15 protein-coding genes are annotated in these 15,360 nt (G+C 69.4%); 9 read left to right on the top strand and 6 right to left on the bottom strand.

Features of this window, described 5'->3' with window-relative positions; translation table 11 throughout:
* Positions 1-56 precede the first annotated feature (56 nt).
* Entirely contained in the window at positions 57-773 is a 717-nt protein-coding gene (locus IM632_RS04225; protein ID WP_296498763.1) for an SDR family NAD(P)-dependent oxidoreductase, read from the bottom strand.
* A 67-nt stretch (positions 774-840) separates the two neighbouring features.
* On the opposite strand from IM632_RS04225, the gene IM632_RS04220 reads away from it, so the two are divergent.
* Positions 841-1,275 carry an Rrf2 family transcriptional regulator gene (locus tag IM632_RS04220; RefSeq protein ID WP_293541696.1) on the top strand — a complete coding sequence of 145 codons (435 nt, stop codon included), beginning with the start codon at positions 841-843 and terminating at the stop codon, positions 1,273-1,275.
* A 77-nt stretch (positions 1,276-1,352) separates the two neighbouring features.
* Positions 1,353-2,129, top strand: coding sequence for a sulfite exporter TauE/SafE family protein (locus IM632_RS04215; protein ID WP_296480121.1), 777 nt, complete (start codon positions 1,353-1,355; stop codon positions 2,127-2,129).
* On the opposite strand, the gene yghU is transcribed toward IM632_RS04215, so the two are convergent.
* A complete protein-coding gene (gene yghU, locus IM632_RS04210; RefSeq protein WP_296480120.1) occupies positions 2,126-2,977 on the bottom strand; it encodes a glutathione-dependent disulfide-bond oxidoreductase in 852 nt (283 codons plus the stop codon). The genes IM632_RS04215 and yghU overlap by 4 nt on opposite strands.
* Positions 2,978-3,152: 175 nt before the next feature.
* Here yghU and IM632_RS04205 point away from each other — a divergent pair, with 175 nt between their 5' ends.
* The 5 genes from IM632_RS04205 (at position 3,153) to IM632_RS04185 (ending at position 7,366) form a co-directional block, all read left to right on the top strand.
* Positions 3,153-4,970, top strand: a complete 1,818-nt coding sequence (locus IM632_RS04205; protein ID WP_296502983.1) for an NAD(P)/FAD-dependent oxidoreductase — start codon at positions 3,153-3,155, stop codon at positions 4,968-4,970.
* Between the two features lie 43 nt (positions 4,971-5,013).
* Positions 5,014-6,255, top strand: coding sequence for a lipase family protein (locus IM632_RS04200; RefSeq protein ID WP_296498440.1), 1,242 nt, complete (start codon positions 5,014-5,016; stop codon positions 6,253-6,255).
* The gene (locus IM632_RS04195; protein WP_296479592.1) at positions 6,252-6,623 is read left to right on the top strand and encodes a limonene-1,2-epoxide hydrolase family protein; all 372 of its coding nucleotides are present in this window, start codon (positions 6,252-6,254) and stop codon (positions 6,621-6,623) included. Before IM632_RS04200 ends, IM632_RS04195 begins: the two co-directional genes overlap by 4 nt.
* Before the next feature lie 75 nt (positions 6,624-6,698).
* Positions 6,699-7,124 carry a putative toxin-antitoxin system toxin component, PIN family gene (locus tag IM632_RS04190; RefSeq protein WP_296498437.1) on the top strand — a complete coding sequence of 142 codons (426 nt, stop codon included), beginning with the start codon at positions 6,699-6,701 and terminating at the stop codon, positions 7,122-7,124.
* On the top strand, positions 7,121-7,366 hold the full coding sequence (locus tag IM632_RS04185) for a toxin-antitoxin system HicB family antitoxin (RefSeq protein ID WP_296479590.1): 246 nt from the start codon (positions 7,121-7,123) through the stop codon (positions 7,364-7,366). The genes IM632_RS04190 and IM632_RS04185 overlap by 4 nt, the downstream gene beginning before the upstream one ends.
* Positions 7,367-7,400: 34 nt before the next feature.
* Here IM632_RS04185 and IM632_RS04180 read toward each other — a convergent pair whose 3' ends face one another.
* Positions 7,401-9,545: a malate synthase G gene (locus tag IM632_RS04180; protein ID WP_296552039.1), complete on the bottom strand. Its 2,145-nt coding sequence runs from the start codon at positions 9,543-9,545 to the stop codon at positions 7,401-7,403.
* Positions 9,546-9,676: 131 nt separating this feature from the next.
* Complete coding sequence (locus tag IM632_RS04175; protein WP_296481330.1) at positions 9,677-11,080, bottom strand: short-chain fatty acyl-CoA regulator family protein; 1,404 nt, start codon at positions 11,078-11,080, stop codon at positions 9,677-9,679.
* 167 nt (positions 11,081-11,247) lie between these two features.
* On the opposite strand from IM632_RS04175, the gene IM632_RS04170 reads away from it, so the two are divergent.
* On the top strand, positions 11,248-12,840 hold the full coding sequence (locus IM632_RS04170; RefSeq protein WP_296481335.1) for an isocitrate lyase: 1,593 nt from the start codon (positions 11,248-11,250) through the stop codon (positions 12,838-12,840).
* Positions 12,841-12,907: 67 nt separating this feature from the next.
* Here IM632_RS04170 and IM632_RS04165 read toward each other — a convergent pair whose 3' ends face one another.
* Complete coding sequence (locus IM632_RS04165) at positions 12,908-13,756, bottom strand: methyltransferase (protein WP_296552038.1); 849 nt, start codon at positions 13,754-13,756, stop codon at positions 12,908-12,910.
* 66 nt (positions 13,757-13,822) lie between these two features.
* Positions 13,823-14,494: a DsbA family protein gene (locus IM632_RS04160; protein ID WP_296547724.1), complete on the bottom strand. Its 672-nt coding sequence runs from the start codon at positions 14,492-14,494 to the stop codon at positions 13,823-13,825.
* A gap of 300 nt (positions 14,495-14,794) precedes the next feature.
* Between IM632_RS04160 and IM632_RS04155 the strand changes: the two genes are divergently transcribed.
* The coding region (locus tag IM632_RS04155; protein ID WP_296552037.1) for a TonB-dependent receptor plug domain-containing protein at positions 14,795-15,360 on the top strand (566 nt) is incomplete at its 3' end.

Raw genomic sequence — 15,360 nt, 5'->3', positions numbered from 1 at the left:
CGGCGATCCCCGCACCGTAGGCTTGACCCTGCGCCTGTCCCGCTGAGCTGGCGCCCCTACCAGGGCACGGTCCGGCCCTCGGCGTCGAAGAAGCCTCCGTTGGCGCCAGCGGGTAGGGCGTCCAGCACGGCCAGGAGCTTGCCCGCCGCCGTCTCCGGGCTCTGGGCTTTGGGGTCGTCGCCGACGAAGGGCGCGGAGAGGGCGGTGGCCACTGTGCCGGGATGCAGGGCCACGCAGAGGGCCTCGGGGTTGCGCCGGGCCAGCTCGATCGCGGCGGTGCGGACCAGCTGATTGAGGGCCGCCTTGGAGGCGCGGTAGGCGTACCAACCCCCCAGACGGTTATCCCCGATGCTGCCCACCCGCGCCGAGAGGGCGGCGAAGACGCAGCGGCCCCTCCTCGGCAGGCGTGGCAGGACGTGCTTCATCACCAGGGAGGGCCCGGTGGCGTTGATCGCGAAGGCCTCGGCCATGGCGGCCGGGTCGATCCGCGAGAGGCTCTTCTCCGGGGCCATTCCGGGGCCGTGCAGGACGCCGGCGGCGTGGATCACCAGCCTCAGGTCGCCGGCCGACGCGGCGTATGCGACGGCTGCGGCGACGGAGGCCTCGTCGTGGAGGTCCAGGGGCGGCTCGCTGTTCCGCCCCAGGCCGATCACCCGGTCGTAGCGCCTGGAGGCCTCAAGGGCTTGGACCAGGGCGGCGCCGATCCCCCCGCCGGCGCCGATGACCAGGGCGATGGCGCTGGAGGTTTCCGAATGCTGTTCACGGGTGGGCACGTCCGGGTCTCCGATGGCGGCGCTGAGGGATGTGGACGCCGCGCCTCGTCGCCGCAATACTCCCTTCATGTTGTCCCGGCGATCCCGTTACGCCCTGCGCGCCCTCATCCACCTCGCCCAGAGGGAGGCGGCCGGGCCCGCCTCCATCGCCGAGATCGCGCGCCTGGCCTCGGCGCCCCGCAAGTTCCTTGAGGCCATCCTCCTGGACCTGAAGCACCATAATCTCCTGATCTCCAGCCGGGGCCGGTCCGGGGGCTATCAGTTGGCGGCGCCGCCGGAGGCGATCAGTTTCGCCGACGTCATACGGGCCCTGGACGGACCCCTTGCCCTGGCGCCCTGCGCCTCGAAGACAGCCTACCGCCCCTGCGAGGCCTGTCCGGACGTGGCGACCTGCCCGGTCCATCCCGCCCTGGTCGCCGCCCGCGAGGCCGTGGCGGCCGTGCTTGAGGGCTGGACCCTGGCCCGAGCGGCTCGCGAGTCTCCGCCCTTTCAGATTTCCTGATCCCGTCCGGAAATTAAATCTATCGCATCTCTAGGAATTGTCGGGCATGGCTCTTCTCCTCGGAGGGAGCGCCGTCCTTGGAAGAGTTCCTGTTGTTCGCCCTGGTGGGTTTTCTGGCCCAGGCAGTCGACGGCGCCCTGGGCATGGCCTACGGCGTGGTGTCTTCCACGGTCCTGCTGAGCGTCGGCGTGCCCCCGGCTGCGGCCTCCGCCAGCGTCCATGCCGCCGAGGTCTTCACCACCGCCGCCTCGGCCGGATCCCACGCCTGGCACCGCAACGTGAACTGGAAGCTGTTCGCCCCCCTCGCGATCGGAGGGTGTATCGGCGGCGCCCTGGGCGCCTTCGTCCTGACCTCCATCGACGGGGCGATCCTGAAGCCCTGGATCACCGGCTACCTGGCCCTCATGGGTGGCGTGATCCTCTGGCGCGCTCTCAAGGGGCCCGCGCCGCGGCTCTTCCCCGTGAAGTACAGCGGCCCCCTCGGCTTCTTCGGCGGCCTGTTCGACGCCATTGGCGGCGGCGGCTGGGGCCCCACGGTGGCCACCGCCATGGTCGGCGCCGGCGGCGATCCACGGACGAGCATCGGCACCACCAACACCGCCGAATTCGTCGTGACCTCAACCATCTCGGCGACCTTCCTCGTGACCCTGCTCACCGGACACTGGGCCGATGCCGGGGACCTGACGAGCCACGCCACGGCGGTGGCGGGCCTTGTCGCCGGAGGCCTGGTCTCTGCGCCCCTGGCGGGCCTGATGGTCAAGCTGGCCCCCCAGCGGATCCTGACCGGCGCCGTGGGAGTCCTCGTCACCAGCCTCGCCGCCTACCAGGCGGCCCGCCTCGCAGGCTGGGTCTAGAGCGTCAGCTTGTCGAAGTCGCTGGCGTCATGGCGTTCCAGCAGCTGGCTCTCGGGCTTGCCGAAGGGGCGGTTGACGGCGCGGCCGCGCTTCACCGCCGGCCGGGCGCCGATGGCGTCGGCCCAGCGGTTGACGTTCACGTATTCCTGCACCTGCAGGAACTCGCCGCCGCCGTAGAGCTCGCCCTTGGCCATGGCGCCGTACCAGGGCCAGATGGCCATGTCTGCGATGGTGAAATCCGGTCCGGCGATGAACTCGCTCTGCGCCAGGCGCCGGTCGAGCACGTCCAGCTGGCGCTTCACCTCCATGGCGAAGCGGTCGATGGCGTACTCAATCTTCATCGGGGCGTAGGCGTAGAAGTGGCCGAAACCGCCGCCCAGGTAGGGAGCGCTGCCCATCTGCCAGAACAGCCAGGACAGGCACTCGGCCCGGGCGCCCGGCTCGGTGGGCAGGAAGGCGCCGAACTTCTCGGCCAGGTGCACCAGGATGGCGCCCGATTCGAACACCCGGATCGGCTTTGGCCCGCTGCGGTCCAGGAGGGCCGGGATCTTGGAGTTCGGGTTGATGTCGACGAAGCCGCTGGAGAACTGGTCGCCTTCGTTGATGCGGATCAGCCAGGCGTCATACTCGGCGCCCGTATGGCCCAGAGCCAGCAACTCCTCCAGCATCACCGTCACCTTCACCCCGTTGGGCGTGCCCAGGGAGTAGAGCTGCATCGGGTGGCGCCCCACCGGCAGGTCCTTGTCATGGGTCGGGCCGGCGATGGGCCGGTTGATGTTGGCGAACCGGCCGCCGTTCTCGCGGTTCCAGGTCCAGATCTTCGGCGGGACGTACTCGGCGTCGGACATGCGGGGCTCCCTTGGCGGCCGCCGCGCTTCGCAACGGCCTGTCAGGTTCGAGAATAGCCGCGCCGGCGTGGCCTCCGAAAGGGGAATTGACCGCGGTTTGCGGTTGCCTCCCGCCGCAGGGGCGCCAAACTTGGCCCCAGAGGAAACACCGGAACTGGTCAGGAGTAAGACCCCCATGCCCCCCGCCGATGACGCCGCCCCCGTCCGAACCCTCGACAAGGAGGCCCTGAAGGCCAAGTACCGGGCCGAGCGCGACAAGCGCCTGCGCCCCGACGGCAATGACCAGTACATCCGCGTGGCCGGCGTCTTCGCCGGCTATCTCGATGATCCCTACACGCCCTTCCAGCCGCGGGAGCCCAAGACCGATCACGTGGAGTTCGCCTTCATCGGCGGCGGCTTCGCCGGCCTGGTCGCCGGCGCCCGCCTGGTGGAGGCCGGGATCACCGACGTGCGCATCATCGAGAAGGGCGGCGACTTCGGCGGCACCTGGTACTGGAACCGCTATCCCGGCGCCCAGTGCGACACCGCCTCGATGATCTATATGCCCCTCCTGGAGGAGACGGGTCACATCCCGCGGGAGAAGTACGCCCACGCCCCCGAGATCCTCGAGCAGTGCCAGCGCATCGGCCGCAAGTACAACCTCTACGACAACGCCCTCTTCCACACCGAGGTGAAGGACCTCACCTGGGACGAGGAGAACGACGTCTGGGTCATCACCACCAACCGGGACGACCGCTTCACCGCTCGCTTCCTGGGCTCCGGCACCGGCCCCCTGCACGTGCCCAAGCTGCCGGGCATTCCGGGCATCGAGAGCTTCCGTGGCCATTCCTTCCACACCAGCCGCTGGGACTATGACTATACGGGGGGCGATCCCTTGGGCGCGCCCCTTTCGAAGCTGGGCGACAAGCGGGTGGCCATCATCGGCACGGGCGCGACGGCGGTGCAGTGCGTCCCGCACCTGGCCCGGGCCTGCAAGGAACTGCTGGTCTTCCAGCGCACCCCGTCCTCGGTGGACGTCCGCGCCAACGCCCCCATAGATCCGGAATGGTTCGCTTCCATCGCCACCCCGGGCTGGCAGCAGCGCTGGCTGGAGAACTTCACCGATAACCAGGCTGGCGGCGGCGCCGGGGAGGACCTGGTCCAGGACGGCTGGACGGACCTGTCCCGACGGATCCGCGAGAAGATCATGACCATCCCGCCCGGGCAGATGAGCCCCGAAACCATGCTCGCCGCCTTCGAGGACTCCGACTTCGAGAAAATGGAGGAGATCCGCGCCCGGGTGGATTCCATCGTCACCGACAGCGAGGCGGCCCAGAAGCTCAAGGCCTGGTACCGCCAGCTCTGCAAGCGCCCCTGCTTCCATGACGCCTACCTGCAGGCCTTCAACGAGCCCTCCACCCGCCTCATCGACACCGACGGCAAGGGCGTGGAGCGCATCACCGAGACCGGCGTGGTGGTGGCGGGGGTCGAGTATCCCGTCGACTGCATCATCTACGCGTCCGGCTTCGAGGTGGGCACCGACTATACCCAGCGCACGGGCTTCGATCTCACCGGCGTGGACGGTCTGAAGCTGTCGCAGGCCTGGAGCGACGGCATGCGCTCCCTGCATGGCCTGCATGTCCGGGGCTTCCCCAACGCCTTCTTCGTCCAGCCGACGCAAGGGGCCAACCTGATCTCCAATGTGCCCCACAACCTGACGGACTCCGCCCGCACCATCGCCACGATTGTGGCCGAGGCCAAGCGGCGGGGCGCCACCCGGGTCGAGGTCACCCAGGAGGCCCAGGACGCCTGGGTCGCCCTGCTCCTGACCGGCCCCGGACGGATGATGATGGGCTCGGCCGACTGCACCCCCGGCTACTACAACAACGAGGGCCAGCCCCTCGGGCCAGGCGCGAAGTACAATGTCGGCTATCCGGCCGGCGCCAGCGCCTACTTCCGCTACATCGACGGCTGGCGGAAATCCGGCAAGTTCGAGGGGCTGGAGTTCGCCTGATCCGGCCGCCGGTCCCCCCTTCCGTCCATTCGCGGAGTTCCTGATGCGCCTGTTCGCGATCCTCGCCCTCGCCGCCGTCCTGGCCGGTCCCGCGGCTGCAGCACCCCAGCTCCTGGGCGACGGCGGCGTACCCGACTTCTACGCCGTCAGTGGCAAGGTGAAGGGCAAGCCCGGCCGGCTGATCCGACAGGAGGCCCTGGAGCCCGCCCTCGTCCTCGACAACGCCGCCTCGGCCGTGCGCATTCTCTACACCTCCACGGACGGGCTGGGCGGCAAGGACAGGGTGGCGGTCTCCGGCGCCCTCTTCCTGCCTAAGGGCGAGGCGCCGAAGGGCGGCTGGCCCCTGCTGGCCTGGGCGCACGGCACGGTCGGGGTGGCCGATATCTGCGCCCCGTCCCTCGCCGGCCGCAGCCCGAGGGACAAGACCTATCTCGGCTTCTGGCTTTCCCGCGGCTATGCGGTCGTGGCCAGCGACTATCAGGGCCTGGGCGCGCCCGGCGGCCATCCCTACCTGGCCACCCGGCCTTCGGCCTACAGCATGCTGGACTCCATCCGGGCGGTGCAGAAGGCGGGTTTCCCGGTCTCCCGCAGCGTCGTCCTGATCGGCCAGTCCCAGGGCGGGGGCGCCGCCTTCGCGACGGCGGCCTACGCCCCCTCCTACGCCCCTGAACTGGACATCCGCGGGACGGTGGCGACCGGCACGCCCTATTTCTCGCCTGAGGCCCAGGCCGCCCTCCAGGCCGCCCGGCCCCGGGATGCGGTCGATCCGACCCTGGGCTACAACTTCCTGATCCACAGCCTGCTGGAGCAGATCGATCCGGGTTTCCGGCTGGAGGACTATGTCACCGAGGCGGCTCTTCCCCTGACCCGGTCGGTCGCCACCAGCTGTTTCGGCGAGCTGGCCGGTTCGGTGGTTCGGGGCGGCTGGACCTTCAACCGCGCCTATCGCGCCGACCCGGCCGACCGGATGATGCCGGCCTACGCCCTGATGGGCTATCCGACCCTTGAGATCCCCACGCCGGTCTTCATGGGCGCCGGCGCCGCGGATCGTGACGTTCCCCCGGGCATGCAGCTCAGCCTCGCCGCCGACGCTTGCAAGGCCGGAACGAGGATCGAGGCCCACGTCTATCCCGGCCTGGATCACTCCGGCGCGGTCAATGGTTCGACGAGGGAGTCTTCCGCCTTCGTCGAGGCGGTCTTTGCGGGGCGGCCGGTCGCGGGCAACTGCGACGCCCTTCCCAGGCCGCCGGCTGACCCTTTCCCGCCTGCAAGGAGGCTCCCATGACCGACGCCGCTCAGGCCGTCCGCGACTTCATCGACGCCTGGCCCCGTCTCGATCCCGACGAGCTGGCCGGCTGGTTCACCGAGAACGGCGTCTACCACAACATGCCCTCCGGCCCGGTCCAGGGGCGGGAGACGATCCGCGGCTTCATCGCCGGCTTCATCCGCCCCTGGGCGGAGACCCGCTGGGAGGTCGTCTCCCTCGTCGCCGACGGCGACACCGTGATCGCCGAGCGCATCGATCGCATCCGCGTCGGCGAGCGCTGGATCGAGCTGCCCTGCTGCGGCGTCTTCCACCTGAGGGACGGCAAGATCGCCCTCTGGAAGGACTATTTCGACCTGCCCACCTACACCCGGGCTCTGGCGGGGTAGGGGCGGAGATCCCTCCGCAAGACCAGTGAGCGCTTCAGATTGTGATATCTCAGGAGATGTGACATCTTCTGAGATATGATAAGAGCTGTGCTAGACACCTCGGTATTGGTGGCCGCGCTCCGGAGTCGAACCGGAGCCAGCAACCTTATCCTGCGGCGTGTCGCACAGGGCGACCTGCGCCCGGTTGTGACCACGCCGCTCTGGCTTGAGTACGAGGCGGTCCTGACCCGGCCGGAACACCAACTCATCCACATGCTCACGCCTGCTGAGGTTCGGCGATTCCTGGGGGCGTTCGCCAGCGCGTCCGACGCGGCCGAGGTGCACTTTCGCTGGCGGCCGACGCTTCCCGATCCCTCCGACGAAATGGTCCTGGAGGCGGCGGTGAATGGCAGGGCGCCCCTGTTGATTACGCACAATCCTCGGGACTTCCGGAGGGTTGAGCCGAATTTCGGCGTAAGGGTCATCACCCCGGGCGCCTTCGTGAAGGAAATCTGGTCATGAGCAAGACCTCCTACCCCCTTAAACTCCCGCAATCGATCAAGGCCGCAGCTACGCGCCTGGCGAAGGAGGATGGGGTCTCCCTGAACCAGTGGATCGCCGTGGCGGTGGCGGAAAAGGTGGGCGTGACGGAGACGGCCGCCGACTTTCTGCGTGGGAAGGCCCAGGGCGCCCAGCCCTCAGACCTGCTGGCTTTTCTGGACAAGGCGGCGAACGAGCCGCCGCCGCCCGGCGACGAGGTCTGAGGGCCAGCCCAGAAAGGCTCCCGGACGCTACAACCTACCCCGCCAGCTGGGCCTTCCGCTCGCGGCGGCGGCGGGTCAGGACGTGCTCGGTGTAGCCGTTGGGCTGGGCGCGGCCCTCGAAGACCAGCTCCAGCGCCGCCTTGAAGGCCACGCTGTCCGGATTTCCGGCCATAGGAGAGTAGGCCGCATCGCCGGCGTTCTGGCCGTCCACCACCGCCGCCATGCGGGCGAAGGTCTCGCGGACCTGGGCCTCGGTGCAGACCCCGTGGTGCAGCCAGTTGGCGATGTGCTGGCTGGAGATCCGCAGGGTGGCGCGGTCCTCCATCAGGCCCACGTCGTGGATGTCCGGCACCTTGGAGCAACCGACGCCCTGGTCGATCCAGCGGACCACATAGCCGAGGATGCCCTGGGCGTTGTTGTCCAGTTCCTGCTGAACCTCCTCCGGGCTCCAGTTCGAGCGGGCGAGGGGCGGCGTCAGGAGGGCGTCGAGGCCCGTGCGCGGGCCGCCGGCCAGGCTGGCCTGGAGGGCCGGGACGTCCACCTCGTGATAGTGCAGGGCGTGCAGGGTGGCGGCTGTGGGCGAGGGGACCCAGGCGGTGTTGGCGCCGGCCTTCGGATGCCCGACCTTGGCGGCCAGCATGTCCTTCATCATGTCCGGGGCGGCCCACATGCCCTTGCCGATCTGGGCCCGGCCGGGGAAGCCGGCGGCGAGGCCGATCTCGACATTCCGCTTCTCGTAGGCTGCCAGCCAGCCCTCGGCCTTCATGGCGTCCTTGCGGACCATCGGGCCGGCCTCCATGGCCGTGTGGATCTCGTCCCCCGTGCGGTCGAGGAAGCCGGTGTTGATGAAGACGATCCGGTCCTTCGCCGCGGCGATGCAGGCGGCGAGGTTGGCGCTGGTCCGGCGCTCCTCGTCCATGATTCCCATCTTCACCGTATTGCGGGCCAGGCCCAAGGCGTCCTCCACCTGGTCGAACAGGCTCATCGCCAGGGCGACCTCGTCCGGCCCGTGCATCTTGGGCTTCACCACATAGACCGAGCCGGCGGGGCTGTTGCGACGGGCGCCCTTCAGGTCGTGGAGTGCGGCGGCCACGGTCACCAGGGCGTCGACGGCGGACTCATAGACCGGGTCTCCGTCCAGGGTGACCATGTCGGTCAGCATGTGGTGGCCGACATTGCGCACCAGCAGGAGCGAGCGACCGCGCAGCACGATCTCGCCGCCGCCGGGGGTGGAATAGCGCCGGTCCTCGTCCAGCCGCCGGGTCTCGGTGCGTCCGCCCTTCTCGAAGGTGGCGGCGAGGTCGCCGCGCATCAGGCCGAGCCAGTTGCGGTAGACGCCGGTCTTGTCCTCGGCGTCCACGGCGGCCACCGAGTCCTCGCAGTCCTGGATGGCGGTCAGGGCGGATTCCATCAGGACGTCGGACACGCCCGCCGGATCGTCTTTGCCGACATTGTGCGACCGGTCGACCTGGATCTCCAGGTGCAGGCCGTTGTGCTTCAGCAGGATGGCGGAGGGCGCCGAGGCGTCGCCGCGCCAGCCCGCCAGCTGGGACGGGTCGGCGAGGGCGACCTTCGCCCCGGAGGCGAGGGTGACGGAGAGCGCTCCGTTGATGATGGCGTAGGCCGCGGCGTCGGAATGCGAGGCGCCGGCGAGGGGCGCGGCGCGGTCCAGGAGCCCCCGGGCGTAGGCGATCACCTTGGCGCCCCGGACCGGGTCATAGCCCTTGCCGCCTGTCGGGGGCTCGAGCGCGTCCGTGCCGTAGAGGGCGTCATAGAGGCTGCCCCACCGGGCGTTGGCGGCGTTCAGGGCGTACCGGCCGTTCGAAACCGGTACGACCAACTGGGGTCCGGCGATCCGGGCGATCTCCGGGTCGACATTCTGCGTACCGATGGTGAAGGGGGCGGGCTCGGGCAGGAGATAGCCGATCCGGGTCAGGAAGTCGGTCTGGGCGGCGAGGTCGAAGGGCTGGCCCTTGCGGACCCTCCACCAGGCGTCGATCTGCGACTGCAGGGAGTCGCGGCGTTCCAGCAGGGCGCGGTTACGCGGCTGGAAGTCCTTCAGGAGGCTCTCCAGGGACGCCCAGAAGCCGGCCGGGTCCACTCCGGTCCCGGGCAGGAGTTCCTGTTCCACGAAGGCGTGGAGGAGGTCCGCGACGGCGAGGGAGGGGCTGACCTGCATGACATACCGACCTTTCAGAACTGCTTGCCGACCAGGGTCTGCGAGCCGCTGCGGAGCCTGCCGCAGCGGCGCCCCCATACTCTGCGCAGGCCGGCGCTTCAATGGGGAGCCAGGCCTTCCGTTCCGGAACTTCAGGCGTCGGAGAAGCCGAAGGGCGCCAGGGTGCGGCGGAAGTCGTCGGGCAGGATCTGGCGACCGATGGGCGGGGCTGAGCGGGCGGCGCATTCGGCCCGATGGCAGAGCCGGCAGGTGACCCCGATGGGCGTCGCCTGATCGGGGCCGCCGCCCCGGTGATCCTGGGCGTAGACCAGTCGGTGGGCGTGCTCCTCCGCGCAGCCCAGGGCGATGGCCCGCTCGATCCGCGGGGCGCCAAAGCCGCCGCCGCCGGCGGTCACCGTCCGGGCGATGGAGAAGAACTTCTGGCCATCCGGTAGCTCCAGCCACTGGGTGACGATCTGGCGCGGCGTGCGGAAGGCCTGGTGGACGCTCCACAGCGGGCAGCCCCCGCCATGCCGGGCGAAGGGAAAGCCCGCCCCGTCCAGCCGCTTGGAGACGTTGCCGGCCTCGTCGACGCGGATGAAGAAGAACGGCGCCCGCTCCTGGCCGGGTTTCTGGAGGGTGGTCAGCCGGTGGGCGGTCTGCTCGAAGCTGGCCCCGAACTGGCGGCCCAACGCCTCGATGTCGTAGCGCCGCGCCTCCGCCGCCCGGGCGAAGGCGGTGTAGGGCATGAGCACCGCTGCGGCGGCGTAGCTGGCCAGGGCCCGGCGGGTCAGGCGCTGGCCGCCCTCGGTCTCGAAGGCGCCCTCCGAGAGAACCTCGCCGATCTCCGTCTCTAGCTCCAGGTAGGCCGTCTGCAGGGCCAGCTGGAAGGATTGGCTCGCCCCGTCGAGGGTGTCGTCGAGAAGGACCTCCCGGCGGTGGCGATCCAGCCGCCGGGTGGCGCCGGTCATGACATCGGGCGGCAGACGACGCACCCGCAGGCCGTGCCGCGCCTTCAGGTGGCCGACCAGTCCTTCATGGCCCGCCACCACCTGCGCCAGACGCTCGGCGGCGTCGTCCAGCAGCGGGAAGCAGTTGCGGCGGGCCGCCAGGAAGCGACGGGATTCGGCCACCGGATCGGCGGCGTCGTCCCCGTCCCGGCCGTCCGCACTTCGGTCTGCCAGGGTCAGCTGCTCCTCCCGGTAGGCGGTGTAGAGCCGCAGGAAGGCCTCCGTCACACCCGGGAAGTTCGCCGCGGCGTCCGCGACCTCCAGGGCCTTCAGCTCGATCCCGCCGAACATGGGATCGCGCAGGGCGGCCTGGAGCCGGGCGGAATCGTCTCCGCTCTCGGCCGCCAGGGTCGCCACGTCCAGCCTGTAGGTCTGGGCCAGGCGCACTAGCATCTCGGCGCTGAGCGGCCGGTGGTTGCGCTCCAGGAGGGCGATGTAGGAGGCTGAGACCTCCAGGTCCTGGGCCATGTCGGCCTGGGTCAGGCCCAGGTCCCGCCTGAGCCTTCGGAGGCTCGGCCCCACATACAGCCGCCGTTCGGTCGCCATGGCCTGACCTCCACCAGAGTCGGATCCTTACAACATTACAAGTCCGACCTGTAAAGCCTGACAGATCGACTTCGCAGGGACTCGATTCTCCGTCACGCCTGCGTCACAGGGCAGGCCGCCGAAGGCCCCGTCTGGCGGGCGCCCGGTGAGCAAGGGATTTCAAGGCCATGTCGTACCAGGACGAGATCAGCAAGGTCGAAAAGCTCATCCGCAGCAAGAACGGGACGTGGGACGGCATCAGCGCCGAATCCGTCGTGCGCATGCAGGTGCAGAACCGGTTCCGCACCGGCCTCGACATTGCCCGCTACACCGCCGCCATCATGCGCAAGGACATGGCCGCCTACGACGCCGACCCGGCCAACTACACCCAGTCCCTGGGCTGCTGGCACGGCTTCATCGGCCAGCAGAAGCTGATCTCCATCAAGAAGCACTTCGGGACGACGGACCGGAAGTACCTCTACCTGTCGGGCTGGATGGTCGCCGCCCTCCGCTCGGACTTCGGCCCCCTGCCGGACCAGTCCATGCACGAGAAGACCTCCGTGCCGGCCCTGATCGAGGAGCTCTACACCTTCCTCAAGCAGGCCGACGCCCGTGAGCTCGGCATGATGTTCCGCGACCTCGACGCCGCCCGCGCCGCCGGCGACAAGGCCAAGGAGGCCTCGATCCTCAAGGCGATTGACGGCTACCAGACCCACGTCGTGCCGATCATCGCCGACATCGACGCCGGCTTCGGCAACGCCGAGGCCACCTATCTCCTGGCCAAGAAGATGATCGAGGCGGGCGCCTGCGCCCTGCAGATCGAGAACCAGGTCTCCGACGAGAAGCAGTGCGGCCACCAGGACGGCAAGGTCACCGTCCCGCACGAGGACTTCCTCGCCAAGGTCCGCGCCTGCCGCTACGCCTTCATGGAGCTTGGGGTCGAGGACGGGATCATCGTCACCCGCACCGACAGCCTCGGCGCCGGCTTGACCAAGCAGATCGCCGTCAGCCACACGCCCGGCGACATCGGCGACCAGTACAACGCCTTCCTCGACTGCGAGGAAGTGACCCCGGCCCAGTGCAACCCGGGCGACGTCCTGATCACCCGCGACGGCAAGCTGATGCGGCCCAAGCGCCTGCCCTCCAACCTCTTCCAGTTCCGGGAAGGCACCGGGGCGGACCGCTGCGTCCTCGACTCCATCACCTCGCTGCAGAACGGCGCGGACCTCCTCTGGATCGAGACCGAGAAGCCGCACGTCGAGCAGATCGCCAGCATGATGGACCGGGTCCGCGAGGTCATCCCGAACGCCAAGCTGGTCTACAACAACTCGCCGTCCTTCAACTGGACCCTGAACTTCCGCCAGCAGGTGTTCGACGCCTGGAAGACGGAAGGCAAGGATGTCTCGGCCTATGACCGCGACAAGCTGATGAGCGTCGATTATGACGGCACGGCCCTGGCCTATGAGGCGGACGAGAAGATCCGCACCTTCCAGGCCGACGGCGCACGCCGGGCGGGGATCTTCCACCACCTCATCACCCTGCCGACCTACCACACGGCGGCCCTGTCCACCGACAACCTGGCCAGGGAGTACTTCGGCGAGGCCGGCATGCTGGGCTACGTGCTGAACGTCCAGCGGCAGGAAATCCGCCAGGGCATCGCCTGCGTGAAGCACCAGAACATGTCCGGCTCGGACATCGGCGACGACCACAAGGAATACTTCGCCGGCGAGGCCGCCCTGAAGGCGTCCGGCGAGGCCAACACCATGCACCAGTTCGCCTGACGGCGGGCCGGTCCAAGGCGAAAAGTCAGGGCCCCGGAGCGATCCGGGGCCCTTTTTCTCAGGAGGGTCAGCGCACCTTCACGAAGCGAAGCGTCATGCGGTCGCTCTCGCCGATGGCGTCATATCGGGCGCGGTCGAAGTCAGGGGCGGGCTGGGCGCCGGGCGCAGAGCTGCGCCTGACGGGCGGGAGCGTCCAGACGCCGAAGGGGTGATCCTTGGTGTCCTTCGGGTTGGCGTTGATCTCCGAACGGGCGTCCAGCCGGAAACCGGCCGCCTCGGCCGCGGCGATCACTGCCGCTTCGGAGACATAGCCGTCGCGGCCGTCGGCGGCCATGGGACGCGGATCGGAACGGTGCTCCTCCACCGCCAGTATTCCGCCCGGCTTCAGCACGGCGTTGAAATCGTTCATGACCTTCGGGAGCATGCCTGGGATCGACATCCAGTTGTGGATGTTGCGGGCGGTCAGGACCAGGTCCGCCGAACCGGGCGCGCCGAGGGGGCCGGAGGTGGCGCCGAAGCCGACATACTCCACCTTGCCGTAGCGGGCCGTATCGGCGAAGCGGGCCTCGAAGTCGGCCCGGGCCTTCCGGGCGCCGTCCGAGAGCTTGGGATTGGCGAGGTCGGCGACACCGGCCACGTAGCGGCCCTTGGTGGCGGCCGCGTAGGGCGCCAGGATTTCGGTCCAGTAGCCGCCGCCGGGCGAGATCTCGATCACGGTCTGGCCGGGCTTCAGGCCCCAGAAGGAGAGGGACTCAGCGGGATTGCGGAACTTGTCCCGGGCGCGGTCGGCGGCGGGACGGGTCTCGGAGGCCACCGCCTTCGCAAGGGCGGCGTCGGCGGCCTGGGCCCCCACGGCGGCGGTCAGGACAAGGGCGGCGGCGGCCAGGCCAAGGGTCTGGCGTCGGGAGGCGGTCATTCGGGAGCTCCGGGGAAAAAGATCTGGAGACCGAGACTTGGGCGCCTGAGCGCGATCCGCAAGGGGTCAGCACCAGCTGGCCGACCCGGCCTGCGGCTCGCGCAGCAGCTCAGCGATATTGGCCTCGATGACGCGAAAGCCGACATTGCCGTAGAGGGTCTGGCGTCCCTCGTTGAGCACCAGGCTGGGGCTGCCCTTGACGCCCAGGGCCTGGGCCTCCTGATAGTCGGCCATCAGCGCGGCGTGGGCCTCCCCGCGGGCGAGCCGGGCGTGGACGTCGGCCAGGTCGGCGCCGGCGTCGGCGAGCACCTCGTCGAGGACGGAGGCCGCCGATATATCCCGTCCCTGCTCGAAAAAAGCTCTCCGAATCATGAGGATAGACCGGTCGCCGAGGTCAGGGGCGCCGCCTTCCGCCGCCTGCGCCTGGACGGCCTTCAGGGCCAGATGGGCGGGCAGGGAGGAGGCCGGGCGTACGCGGCGCCACAGGTCGGGGCTGGCCGTCAGCTCCGGAAAGCCCTCCAGCACGTGGGCGAGGTGTCCCGCGAAGCCGTCATAGCCGCCTTTGGCGCCCCAGTTCGCCTGTATTTTCAACGCCGTAGCGCCAAAGACGTTGCAGAAGCGCTGGGTCATCGCCACGGCCTCGCCATGGGTCCGGCGCACTTCGGCCAGGCGCAGCTCGCCGATCCAGGCCCAGACGCAGAGCACGTCGGTGAAGCAGGTGAGGGTGACGGTCTTCATGGGGGGCTCCGTCGTCGCAGCGTCGCGGCGGGGTCTTGGCAGGGGCGGGGCAGGGGGTGGAGCACCCTACACCCCTGCGTCCCTCCGGGCACCTCCGGGCCAGACCGGGCGCCCCCTTCGTTCGTATGTCACCGACTCGACACAGGACCGCCATAAACGCACAGTTATCCACAGCCTCGCCCCGGCGCGCGCTAGATGCCCCTTCCCGACCTCAATAGCCCTTAAGGGTACAACCTGAAGGGCCGGGGGGCGTCCTGGCTCATGTGGCCGCGCCTGCGGCGGACCTCGCGAGGACTCTTCATGAAAACGCCGACGTCGGCCAAGAGCCGCCTGACCCTCTCCTGCGGCGTCGCCGCCCTGACCGCCGCGCTGGCGCTGACCGCGCCGGCCCTGGCCCAGGAGGCGACGGTGGGCGAGGTGGTGGTCACCGCCCAGAAGCGCAGCGAGAACCTGCAGGACGTGCCGCTGTCCGTGGCCTCCGTTTCCGGTGAGCGCCTCCAGAGCCTGTTCGCCGCCGGCGACGACATCCTGACCCTCTCCTCCCGGGTGCCATCGCTCTATGCGGAGTCCTCGAACGGCCGGGTCGCCCCGCGCTTCTATATCCGCGGCCTCGGTAACGCCGACTTCGACCTCGCCGCCTCCCAGCCCGTTTCCGTCATCATGGACGACGTGGTGATGGAGAATGTGGTGCTGAAGAGCACGCCGCTGTTCGACCTCGACCGGGTGGAAGTGCTGCGCGGGCCGCAGGGCACCCTGTTCGGCCGCAACACCACAGCCGGCATTGTCAAGTTCGACACCATCCGACCCAGCCAGACCCGCTCGGCCCGCGGCACGGCGACCTATGGCAGCTACGGGACCCTGACCCT

Origin of the sequence: Phenylobacterium sp. (assembly GCF_020402505.1) — a bacterium.
Taxonomy (GTDB): domain Bacteria; phylum Pseudomonadota; class Alphaproteobacteria; order Caulobacterales; family Caulobacteraceae; genus Phenylobacterium.
This window is presented reverse-complemented; position numbering and strand designations above follow the sequence as displayed.

Bases quoted from the DNA above. Each gene is read 5' to 3' on its own strand.
- IM632_RS04170 (WP_296481335.1), top strand. From the start codon at position 11,248: ATGTCGTACCAGGACGAGATCAGCAAGGTCGAAAAGCTCATCCGCAGC.
- IM632_RS04160 (WP_296547724.1), bottom strand. From the start codon at position 14,494: ATGAAGACCGTCACCCTCACCTGCTTCACCGACGTGCTCTGCGTCTGG.
- IM632_RS04185 (WP_296479590.1), top strand. From the start codon at position 7,121: ATGAGCAAGACCTCCTACCCCCTTAAACTCCCGCAATCGATCAAGGCC.
- IM632_RS04190 (WP_296498437.1), top strand. From the start codon at position 6,699: ATGATAAGAGCTGTGCTAGACACCTCGGTATTGGTGGCCGCGCTCCGG.
- IM632_RS04220 (WP_293541696.1), top strand. From the start codon at position 841: ATGTTGTCCCGGCGATCCCGTTACGCCCTGCGCGCCCTCATCCACCTC.
- IM632_RS04200 (WP_296498440.1), top strand. From the start codon at position 5,014: ATGCGCCTGTTCGCGATCCTCGCCCTCGCCGCCGTCCTGGCCGGTCCC.
- IM632_RS04175 (WP_296481330.1), bottom strand. From the start codon at position 11,080: ATGGCGACCGAACGGCGGCTGTATGTGGGGCCGAGCCTCCGAAGGCTC.
- IM632_RS04195 (WP_296479592.1), top strand. From the start codon at position 6,252: ATGACCGACGCCGCTCAGGCCGTCCGCGACTTCATCGACGCCTGGCCC.
- IM632_RS04180 (WP_296552039.1), bottom strand. From the start codon at position 9,545: ATGCAGGTCAGCCCCTCCCTCGCCGTCGCGGACCTCCTCCACGCCTTC.
- IM632_RS04165 (WP_296552038.1), bottom strand. From the start codon at position 13,756: ATGACCGCCTCCCGACGCCAGACCCTTGGCCTGGCCGCCGCCGCCCTT.
- IM632_RS04205 (WP_296502983.1), top strand. From the start codon at position 3,153: ATGCCCCCCGCCGATGACGCCGCCCCCGTCCGAACCCTCGACAAGGAG.
- yghU (WP_296480120.1), bottom strand. From the start codon at position 2,977: ATGTCCGACGCCGAGTACGTCCCGCCGAAGATCTGGACCTGGAACCGC.